The following is a 9,468-nucleotide window of genomic DNA, read 5'->3' as shown; positions in this document are numbered from 1 at the left end:
TTTTGCAGCCTAGCCAGTGCGGTAGTTTTAGGCTAGTCTTACTAGCGTTCAGCAATTGGCTGTAAAAGCTGATGAATCAAATACTACTAACACTAGCAAAGCATCCGAAAAATCTAAAAAGGATTTTGAAAAAGCGGAAGAAGCTAGAAAAGAAGCTGAAGCTAAAGTTGCTGAACTACAGAAAAAGTAGAGGAAGCGAAAGCCAAAGCTGAAGAAGCTGCTAAGAAAGCGAAATCCGAAGCAGATGAGGCTAAAGTTGCAGATGAGGCAAAAGCAAAAGCTGAAAAAGCTAAACAGGCTGCTGATGCTGAGCTAGCTGCTGCTAAAAGGAAGAAGCTGAAGCTAAAGAAGCAGTGATGAAGGCGTTGACAGAACTTGAAAAGGCTGCAGAAGATAAAATTAATGCTAACGATGAGATTAAGGACAAAGCAGCAGCTATTAAAAAAGCAAAAGAGAGAATCGGTAAAGAAGATTTACTGAAAGCGATTGAAAATGGTCAAATCAAGGCTAGTGATGTTGTGAAGGAATTGCCAACAAAGGAAGATGAAAATCCAGTTATTACTAGCAAAGACTCTTCTCTTCCTGAAGAGATAAAAGCTAAAATCAAAAAAGCCGAGGAGGCTGATGCCAAACGTCCACAATCCGAAAAACTGCAAGACAAGGCGGATCAATTGGGGGATGAAATTGACTCTCTAACCAAGCAAGCTAATAAGGCCAAAGCCGAAGCTGAGAAAAAGCAGCAACTCTGGTAGAAGAGCAGAAAAAACTAGAAGAAGCGAAAGCAGCTCATGAAGCGGCACAAGCTGAATTTGAAAAGGCTTTAGCACTGGCTGAGTCTTACAAAGATGATATTAATACTCGTGTTGACGACTTCAATGACACTCTCAAAAAGCAAAGGAAGCGAGAGACAAAGACCCAGAAGCGAAAGCGAAATATGATCTTGAAGCTGCATTTACAAAGCTTGAAAAGGCTGCAGAAGATGAAATTAATGCTAACGACAATATTAAGGACAAAGCAGCGGCTATTCAAGCAGCTAAAGCGGCAATCGGTAAGGAAGATTTACTAAAAGCGATTGAAAGTGGTGCTATCAAAGTTAGTGATGTTGTGCAGGAATTGCCAACAGCAGATGATAAAGAGACTGTTGTTAAGGATGATGGTAAGGTTGTCTATACGTCAGAAAGCAGTCTTCCTGAAGAATTGAAAAAGAAAATTGAGGAAGCCAAAGAAGCAGACAAGAAACGTCCAGAGTCAGAAAAACTGCAAGACAAGGCGGATCAATTGGAAGATGGAATTGATTCTCTAACCAAGCAAGCTAATAAACTTAAAGCTGACTTTGAGAAAAAACTTAAAGAACTTGAAAAAGAAAGATAAAAATTCAGAAGAATATAATAAACTCAAAGCTGAGCTTGATGAGGACTATGAAGTTCTGGAATCTTATAAGGATGAAATTGATTCTCGTACCGAGGAACTCAAGAAGACTCTTGACGAGATAGAAAAGCTTAAGAGTACAGAACAGAAAAAGAAGATCAAGCCAAAGCTGAGCTTGAAGTAGCCTTGACAGAACTTGAAAAGGATGCCGAAGCTAAGATTAATGCAGATGATAAGATTAAGGACAAAGCAGCGGCTATTCAAGCAGCTAAAGCAGCAATCGGTAAGGAAGATTTACTAGACGCAATTGAAAGTGGTGTCATCAAAGTTAGTGATGTTGTGCAGGAATTGCCAACAGCAGATGATAAAGAGACCGTTGTTAAGGATGATGGTAAGGTTGTCTATACGTCAGAAAGCAGTCTTCCTGAAGAATTGAAAAAGAAAATTGAGGAAGCCAAAGAAGTAGACAAGAAACGTCCAGAGTCAGAAAAACTGCAAGACAAGGCGGATCAATTGGGAGATGAGATTGCCTCTCTAACCAAGCAAGCTAATAAAGCCAAAGCCGACCTTGAGCAAAAAGCTAAAGCTCTGGAGGAACAACAAAGAAAACTCAAAGAAGCGGAAGAAGCTCGTGCAGCAGCAGAAGCTGAATTTAACCAGGCGGATGCCCTTGTTGGATCTTACGCAGAAGATATTAATTCTCGTGTTGATGACTTCAATAAGACCCTTGAAGAAGTAAAGGAAGCAAAAGCTAAGGAACCAGCTAAAACGGAAGAAGAAACTCCAGTTCAACCCCAAGAAGAAGCAGATGCTAGAATTGCGAAGTTAGAGCAAAAAGCAGCAGAGTCGAAGAAAACAGCTGATGATGCGACTGCTAAGGCTGAAAAAGAAAATAATGAAGCAAGAGCAGCTGAAAATTCAAAAGCTGAAGCTGAACAAGCTCAAACAGCTGCAGAAGCTGAACTAGAGAAGGCTAAAGCTGAGGCTGAAAAAGCAAAAGCAAAAGTTGAAGAGCTTGAAAAAGCAGAAAAAGCTGATCAGGAACCAACTAAACCAGCGGAAGATTCAATGGCAACTCCAGAGCAACCATCAGAATCTAAACCAGCGGAAGATTCAATGGCAACTCCAGAGCAACCATCAGAATCTAAACCAGCGGAAGATTCAATGGCAACTCCAGAGCAACCATCAGAATCTAAACCAGCGGAAGATTCAATGGCAACTCCAGAGCAACCATCAGAATCTAAACCAGCGGAAGATTCAATGGCAACTCCAGAGCAACCATCAGAATCTAAACCAGCGGAAGATTCAATGGCAACTCCAGAGCAACCATCAGAATCTAAACCAGCGGAAGATTCAATGGCAACTCCAGAGCAACCATCAGAATCTAAACCAGCGGAAGATTCAATGGCAACTCCAGAGCAACCATCAGAATCTAAACCAGCGGAAGATTCAATGGCAACTCCAGAGCAACCATCAGAATCTAAACCAGCGGAAGATTCAATGGCAACTCCAGAGCAACCATCAGAATCTAAACCAGCGGAAGATTCAATGGCAACTCCAGAGCAACCATCAGAATCTAAACCAGCGGAAGATTCAATGGCAACTCCAGAGCAACCATCAGAATCTAAACCAGCGGAAGATTCAATGGCAACTCCAGAGCAACCATCAGAATCTAAACCAGCGGAAGATTCAATGGCAACTCCAGAGCAACCATCAGAATCTAAACCAGCGGAAGATTCAATGGCAACTCCAGAGCAACCATCAGAATCTAAACCAGCGGAAGATTCAATGGCAACTCCAGAGCAACCATCAGAATCAAACCAGCGGAAGATTCAATGGCAACTCCAGAGCAACCATCAGAATCTAAACCAGCGGAAGATTCAATGGCAACTCAGAGCAACCATCAGAATCTAAACCAGCGGAAGATTCAATGGCAACTCCAGAGCAACCATCAGAATCTAAACCAGCGGAAGATTCAATGGCAACTCCAGAGCAACCATCAGAATCTAAACCAGCGGAAGATTCAATGGCAACTCCAGACGGTTCAATGGGTACAGGTTTCTTATTCAGCAAACTCTTCATTCTACTACCTCAACAGTAATAGTTCTATGACGAGAGGTTGGAAAAAAGAAAATGGAATGTAGTACTTCTACAATACTGATGGTTCAATGGCCACAGGATGGTTGCTAGACAATGGTTCATGGTACTACCTCAATAGTAATGGCTCAATGGCCAGATGGTTACTGAACAATGGTTCATGGTACTACCTCAATAGTAATGGCTCAATGGCCACAGGATGGTTGCTAGACAATGGTTCATGGTACTACCTCAATAGTAATGGCTCAATGGCCACAGGATGGTTGCTATACAATGGCTCATGGTACTACCTCAATAGTAATGGTTCAATGGCCACAGGATGGTTACTAGACAATGGTTCATGGTACTACCTCAACAGTAATGGCGATATGAAAGTTAGCCAATGGTTCCAAGTTAGTGGGAAATGGTACTATGTAGATGAATCAGGTATGCTTGCAGTCAATACAACAGTAAACGGCTATAGAGTCAATGCTAATGGTGAATTGGTAAACTAAATCTAACTGAATGAATCTTAATATTATTTTTTGATAGGATATTAAGGCTGAAAATAACTCCATAATCTCTAGCCAGATTTATTCTACTGGAGATTATGGAGTATTTTGTAATATAAGAGATAATGGAAGGATGAGCCAGTAACTCAACATTCTTATATAATAGATTGAATTTAGAGTAGTACATAGCTACTGATGAAAAATCAACTGTTAAAGTGCCTGCTGGCAAACAACTACCTAACACAGGTTCAGCATCAAGTGCAGCACTTGCTAGTCTTGGTCTAGTGGCGGCAACCAGTGGTTTTGCTTTGCTAGGAAGAAAGGCTAGACGTAGAAAATAGGACAGCTAGAAAATTCTATTCTCTACTTAAAGTTAGATTATAAGGGGATTTTGAGAAGTCATCAATCCTAGTGATGGGTGAGAAAAGTGAGAACCCAAGATAATCACATATTTTATACTCAAGAAAATCAAAGAGCAAACTAGAAACTAGCCGCAGGCTGTACTTGAGTACGGCAAGGCGACGTTGACACGGTTTGAAGAGATTTTCGAAGAGTATTAGATGAATAGGGATATTCTATCAATGTAACCAGTCTCTTCTGTCTCTAACTGTGGGACAGGAGATGGGTAATATCGAGTAGAAAAGCTAGCAGAATAGTTCTATTGAAGAGAGGAGGAAACTGAAAAATTGGGTACCCCTCCTCTTTTTTGGTATAATAGAAGATAGAAAACGAGGTTAGAAGAGATGATTTTTGATACACATACACACTTGAATGTAGAAGAATTTGCAGGTCGTGAGGCAGAAGAAATTGCCTTGGCTGCTGAGATGGGTGTGACACAAATGAATATTGTTGGTTTTGATCAACCGACGATTGAGCGTGCCTTGAGTTGGTAGATGAGTATGACCAGCTCTATGCGACTATCGGTTGGCATCCTACAGAAGCAGGGACTTACACGGAGGAAGTCGAGGCTTACTTGCTTGACAAGCTCAAGCATCCCAAGGTTGTGGCTTTAGGTGAAATTGGTTTGGATTATCATTGGATGACAGCGCCCAAAGAGGTGCAGGAGCAGGTTTTTCGCCGTCAGATTCAGCTATCTAAGGACTTGGATTTGCCTTTTGTTGTCCATACCCGTGATGCGCTGGAAGATACCTATGAGATTATCAAGAGCGAGGGAGTTGGCTCTCGAGGTGGTATCATGCATTCATTTTCAGGGACGCTTGAGTGGGCAGAGAAGTTTGTCGAGCTTGGTATGACCATTTCCTTCTCAGGAGTGGTGACTTTTAAGAAGGCAACTGACATCCAAGAAGCAGCTAAAGAGTTACCTTTGGATAAGCTTTTGGTGGAGACGGATGCGCCTTACTTGGCTCCTGTACCAAGCGTGGCCGCGAAAACAAAACAGCCTATACTCGCTATGTGGTGGACTTTATTGCTGCCTTGCGTGGGATGACGGCAGAAGAGTTAGCGGCGGCAACGACTGCAAATGCAGAGCGAATTTTTGGATTGGACAGCAAGTAATGAAAGAAAAATTTCCCAAGTCATCGTAGTTGAAGGTCGCGATGATACGGCCAATCTCAAACGTTACTTCGATGTAGAGACCTATGAGACACGAGGTTCTGCCATCAATGAGCAGGATTTAGAACGGATTCAGCGCCTACACCAACGTCATGGAGTCATTGTCTTTACAGACCCAGATTTTAATGGGGAGCGGATTCGTCGCATGATTATGACGACTATTCCAACAGTTCAGCATGCCTTCCTCAAACGAGATGAAGCTGTTCCCAAGTCCAAAACCAAGGGGCGTTCTCTGGGAATTGAGCATGCCAGCTATGAAGACCTGAAAACGGCTCTAGCTCAGGTGACAGAACAATTTGAACATGAGAGTCAGTTTGACATTAGTCGTAGCGACTTGATCTGCCTAGGTTTCTTAGCGGGAGCAGACAGCCGTAAGCGCAGAGAATATCTCGGAGAGACTCTCCGGAATCGGCTATTCCAACGGCAAGCAACTCCTCAAACGCCTAGAGTTGTTTGGGGTCACCTTGGCAGAAGTGGAAGAAGCTATGAAATCTTATGAGTAGGAAAGATGTAGCTGTTACAATTTTTTAAGTTTCACAGTATTTTTCGAAGCAGGTAGAAGAGGAGGTGTCTGATGTTAATTGGTCAAAAAATTAAAGAGATTAGGATAGAAAAAGGAATTAGTCGTCCAGATTTTTGTGGAGATGAGCAAGAACTGACAGTTCGTCAACTGTCGCAATTGAAAGTGGAGCTTCGCAACCGAGTTTGCCCAAGTTAGACTATATTGCTCGTAACTAGGAGTTCCAGCTTATAGCCTTATGCTGGATTTTTCAGCTCTTCCTTCTGCTTATTTAGAATTGAAATACCAGATTTTACGTGAACCAATCTATGGTAAAGAAGAGGAGTACGATAAGAAGGAAGCGTGTTTGGAAGAGATTTATAAAACATACTTTGATAATCTTCCTAAAGAAGAACAATTAGCATGTGAAGTATTGCAGGCGTGTTTGGATACTTCTAGAACTAGAAGGCCTGAATATGCAGAGTTAATACTTGAGGAACATATGCCTCAGATCATAGAAAAAGAAGTTTATTCAACAAATGATATGTTGTTGATTCGTTTGTTTTTATCAAATGCTCATTAGAAAGATCTTGCCAAATTTATAAATCAAATCGAAAAGCTAATGCTCTTTCTTTTGGAACAGAAGAAGGTAACTCAAATAGAGAATTACTTTATAATTAGAGATACTCTTATTTCAGGAATGTGTTGTCTTGAAAAGGTAGGAGTAACTGATTGTTTTAATGATTATCTATCGTGTTTACAAGAAATTATGGATAAAACTCAAGATTATCAAAAGAAACCTCTTGTATTTATGTTTTTGTGGAAGCAAGCATTAAGAGAAGAAAGAGATTTTAGTTTAGCTGAATCATTTTATCAGTCTTCTAAAACATTTGCGCAGCTAATTGGAGATGAATTTCTAGTAAAGAAATTGACAGAGGAATGGCAAGAGGATGTCAAAAAATATTTATAAACATAGTGAATCAGTGACAAAAATGTCCCTGTTCTCGCATCAAAACAGCTCTAAAGTTCGTTTTTAGGGCTGTTTTTTATATATAAGTAAAAATAATATGAAATGGTTAGATTTTAGGGGTATTGATGTCCTTTGAGTTTATTTAAGAATAATTTATAATTAATTAAAATGTGAAAGGAGATTACAGTATGAACTTTTCTATTTTATTTAGTTACTTGGTGGTCTAAATAAAATTCAATCGTAACGCCCAATAACGAAGTATATTGAAAAATCTCCAGACTAGAGAACTCACGGATAGTTCCTAATCTGGAGATTTCTTATTTGCACTTTTCTTGTACAACTTTAGTCCATGGTAAATAAGCCTCTAAAACCTCTTTGTTTACGAGAGTTTCCTCGTTTGGAAGACATTCTAGAAGATAGGATAGATATTTCTCACTATTTAGTTGATGATGTTTAGCTATTTCCAATAAGCTCATAATAATAGCTCTTGCTTTAGCTCCTTCAAAATTTTGAGAAAACAACCACCCTCGCTTTTTAAACTGAGCTCAGGCTAAAAGAGTCCACTGGACTCTTCTCCGTCCATAACCAATGATTTAATGGCGCGTTCAGCTAGATTATTGGAAAGGACCAGATGCCCGTCTTTCAAAATGGCCTTAAAGGTTTCTTCATACTTGAGACTGTATTCAATTGCCCTTCCTAGTTTTGAACCAGGTAAAACTGACTGACGCCGACACCAAGCAAAGAAGTCTTCCATTAGGGGTTGGAGCTCTTCTTGACGTTTCTGTAGTCGTTCATCAGCTGGCAAAACCTCCCAGTCTCTTTCAAGGCAAATAACTGGTCACAATAAGCTAAACCTTTAGCTCCTAAGGATGAGTTATCTGCTTGCTTGGGGGTGGATTCAAAAACTTCCTTCTCACATGCGCCCAACATCCAACAAGTTCAGCTTCTTCCAGTTGACGATAAGCTTCTAGCGGTTCGCAGTTTACCAAGCTTAGCGTCGCCTTGCTCCTAAACCTTGGACTGCTATCGCATAGGCAGAACTAGAGGACTAAGGTCCTAAGTTACTGCCGCAACATATCACAATGCACATATCCAGAATAATCTCCTAGAATTCTTGTACTACTGAACCACTTCGACGCTGATCATGGTGGTACAGCGTGATTCCTTGCTTCTCAGCTTTCCCAGACAAAAAAGTCCAATAGTAGGTCAGATGGCTATCACTTTCTAAGACCCGATAAGAGGTTTCATCCGCATGAAGTAAGGGCTGAGTCAATAGTCTCTCTCGCAAGAGGTTATAGAGGGGCTCCAAATAGTATTGACTCGCCTTGATATGCCAATTAGAGATTTCCTTACGTGTGATTGGTAAACCCATCCTAGCCCAATCTTCTTCTTGGCGATAATTGGGGACCTTCAGATTAAACTTCTGATGGATGGTGTGAGCGATAATAGAAGCTGAGCCAAGGCTATGCGCCAAAGGGGCTTTAGGGATAGGAGCTTTCACAATTTTATCACTCGGATTTTTCTCACTGCATGCTTGGCATTTGTAAGAGTGTTGGATATGATCTATGCGTTTTAATTGCGCAGGAATAAAGACTAATTCTTGGCCTTGAAGACTCGCTCCAATCTCTTTTAGCTCTCCCTGACAGTCAGGGCAAATGCAATCCTCTAAGCGATGATGGAGTTCTTCTGAATCGAATTGGGCAAGAAGAGCTTGACGTTTTCCTTTAGCTTTCTTACGTTTATAGGTGATTTCTTCTCTTTCAACTGGGAACCTCTCCATCTTCATCAGATGAAGCTTCCTCCTCAAAAAGGCTGACTTGTCCAGATGGACAAACACTTTTCTCAGAGGATTTTCCATAGAGCTTTTGCGTTAGATAAGCCACTTGTTCACGAAGAAGGGCAAGTTCATTGGTGAGACTATCAATTGTAGCACTCTGTTGTTGAATGATTTTTAATAAGTCTTTCATCGTCTTCCCCTCCTTGTTTTCTAACTTTATTATACTAAAAAGAAAGGCATCATTTCAATAGAAATCACGACTTTCTGATGAATTTATTTGGGGAGTGATAGAAAAGCCCTTCATCAGCCAGTCTACTTGTTCTGGTGTGAGAGCTTTGACATCCTTTTCTGTACTTGGCCAAGTCAACTTACCGTTCTCAAAGCGTTTATATAGTAGCCAAAATCCTTGACCATCCCAGTAAAGGGCTTTAAAGCGGTCTTTACGTCCACCACAAAAGAGAAAAACTTGACCGGAGAAAGGATCCAATTCAAAGTGGGTTTTAACCAGATAAGCCAGTGAATCAATGCCTTGTCTCATATCCGTTTTCCCACATACGAGATAGACCTGCCCTAGGCTAGATAGATGAATTGTCATGGAGCAACACCTTATCCAAAAGCTCTTCTATCATTTCGAGATTGAGAGATTGAAAAAAACTTACTTCAAGCTTGCCAATACGAATTTTAAGCAGAATAT

At 40.8% G+C, this 9,468-nt stretch carries 10 protein-coding genes and 7 pseudogenes; 13 read left to right on the top strand and 4 right to left on the bottom strand.

Annotated elements, in window-relative coordinates; genetic code table 11:
• Positions 1 to 55 precede the first annotated feature (55 nt).
• The 13 genes and pseudogenes from QMQ21_RS18895 (at position 56) to QMQ21_RS18845 (ending at position 6,997) form a co-directional block, all read left to right on the top strand.
• Positions 56 to 190, top strand: coding sequence for a hypothetical protein (locus QMQ21_RS18895; RefSeq protein WP_261814970.1), 135 nt, complete (start codon positions 56 to 58; stop codon positions 188 to 190).
• Between the two features lie 166 nt (positions 191 to 356).
• Entirely contained in the window at positions 357 to 752 is a 396-nt protein-coding gene (locus QMQ21_RS18890) for a hypothetical protein (protein ID WP_261814969.1), read from the top strand.
• A 352-nt stretch (positions 753 to 1,104) separates the two neighbouring features.
• The gene (locus QMQ21_RS18885) at positions 1,105 to 1,371 is read left to right on the top strand and encodes a hypothetical protein (protein ID WP_261814968.1); all 267 of its coding nucleotides are present in this window, start codon (positions 1,105 to 1,107) and stop codon (positions 1,369 to 1,371) included.
• The gene (locus QMQ21_RS18880; RefSeq protein ID WP_261814967.1) at positions 1,355 to 1,552 is read left to right on the top strand and encodes a hypothetical protein; all 198 of its coding nucleotides are present in this window, start codon (positions 1,355 to 1,357) and stop codon (positions 1,550 to 1,552) included. The genes QMQ21_RS18885 and QMQ21_RS18880 overlap by 17 nt, the downstream gene beginning before the upstream one ends.
• A gap of 2 nt (positions 1,553 to 1,554) precedes the next feature.
• Positions 1,555 to 3,282, top strand: coding sequence for a hypothetical protein (locus QMQ21_RS18875; RefSeq protein WP_261814966.1), 1,728 nt, complete (start codon positions 1,555 to 1,557; stop codon positions 3,280 to 3,282).
• A 16-nt stretch (positions 3,283 to 3,298) separates the two neighbouring features.
• Positions 3,299 to 3,469, top strand: a complete 171-nt coding sequence (locus QMQ21_RS18870) for a hypothetical protein (RefSeq protein ID WP_261814972.1) — start codon at positions 3,299 to 3,301, stop codon at positions 3,467 to 3,469.
• Positions 3,470 to 3,542: 73 nt separating this feature from the next.
• Positions 3,543 to 3,959 (top strand): annotated as a pseudogene (locus tag QMQ21_RS18865) (hypothetical protein); the annotation flags it as partial.
• 209 nt (positions 3,960 to 4,168) lie between these two features.
• A pseudogene (locus tag QMQ21_RS18860) lies at positions 4,169 to 4,297 on the top strand (LPXTG cell wall anchor domain-containing protein); the annotation flags it as partial.
• Between the two features lie 402 nt (positions 4,298 to 4,699).
• Positions 4,700 to 4,849 carry a TatD family hydrolase gene (locus QMQ21_RS19575; protein ID WP_261814965.1) on the top strand — a complete coding sequence of 50 codons (150 nt, stop codon included), beginning with the start codon at positions 4,700 to 4,702 and terminating at the stop codon, positions 4,847 to 4,849.
• A pseudogene (locus tag QMQ21_RS18855) lies at positions 4,843 to 5,471 on the top strand (TatD family hydrolase). The gene QMQ21_RS19575 and the pseudogene QMQ21_RS18855 overlap by 7 nt, the downstream one beginning before the upstream one ends.
• A pseudogene (gene rnmV, locus QMQ21_RS18850) lies at positions 5,437 to 6,031 on the top strand (ribonuclease M5). Before QMQ21_RS18855 ends, rnmV begins: the two co-directional pseudogenes overlap by 35 nt.
• Positions 6,032 to 6,102: 71 nt before the next feature.
• Complete coding sequence (locus QMQ21_RS19570; RefSeq protein ID WP_261814963.1) at positions 6,103 to 6,246, top strand: hypothetical protein; 144 nt, start codon at positions 6,103 to 6,105, stop codon at positions 6,244 to 6,246.
• Positions 6,247 to 6,286: 40 nt separating this feature from the next.
• Positions 6,287 to 6,997: pseudogene (locus QMQ21_RS18845) on the top strand (XRE family transcriptional regulator).
• Positions 6,998 to 7,314: 317 nt separating this feature from the next.
• Here the strand turns inward: QMQ21_RS18845 and QMQ21_RS18840 are convergent.
• The 4 genes and pseudogenes from QMQ21_RS18840 to tnpB all read right to left on the bottom strand — a co-directional run.
• Positions 7,315 to 7,968, bottom strand: a pseudogene (locus QMQ21_RS18840) (IS66 family transposase); the annotation flags it as partial.
• Between the two features lie 102 nt (positions 7,969 to 8,070).
• Positions 8,071 to 8,783 (bottom strand): annotated as a pseudogene (locus QMQ21_RS18835) (IS66 family transposase); the annotation flags it as partial.
• A complete protein-coding gene (locus QMQ21_RS18830; RefSeq protein ID WP_000653988.1) occupies positions 8,758 to 8,964 on the bottom strand; it encodes an IS66 family transposase in 207 nt (68 codons plus the stop codon). The pseudogene QMQ21_RS18835 and the gene QMQ21_RS18830, both read right to left, overlap by 26 nt.
• A 54-nt stretch (positions 8,965 to 9,018) precedes the next feature.
• A complete protein-coding gene (gene tnpB, locus QMQ21_RS18825; protein ID WP_000152345.1) occupies positions 9,019 to 9,369 on the bottom strand; it encodes an IS66 family insertion sequence element accessory protein TnpB in 351 nt (116 codons plus the stop codon).
• Between the last annotated feature and the right edge of the window lie 99 nt (positions 9,370 to 9,468).

The organism is Streptococcus bouchesdurhonensis, from assembly GCF_948472335.1.
The sequence above is the reverse complement of the archived record's forward strand: the minus strand, read 5'-3'. Positions and strand labels throughout refer to the sequence as shown.

What these genes read in the sequence shown, in the direction of transcription:
- QMQ21_RS19575 (WP_261814965.1), top strand. Translation starts at nt 4,700, where the DNA reads ATGATTTTTGATACACATACACACTTGAATGTAGAAGAATTTGCAGGT.
- QMQ21_RS18830 (WP_000653988.1), bottom strand. Translation starts at nt 8,964, where the DNA reads ATGAAAGACTTATTAAAAATCATTCAACAACAGAGTGCTACAATTGAT.
- QMQ21_RS18870 (WP_261814972.1), top strand. Translation starts at nt 3,299, where the DNA reads ATGGCAACTCCAGAGCAACCATCAGAATCTAAACCAGCGGAAGATTCA.
- QMQ21_RS18890 (WP_261814969.1), top strand. Translation starts at nt 357, where the DNA reads ATGAAGGCGTTGACAGAACTTGAAAAGGCTGCAGAAGATAAAATTAAT.
- tnpB (WP_000152345.1), bottom strand. Translation starts at nt 9,369, where the DNA reads ATGACAATTCATCTATCTAGCCTAGGGCAGGTCTATCTCGTATGTGGG.
- QMQ21_RS19570 (WP_261814963.1), top strand. Translation starts at nt 6,103, where the DNA reads ATGTTAATTGGTCAAAAAATTAAAGAGATTAGGATAGAAAAAGGAATT.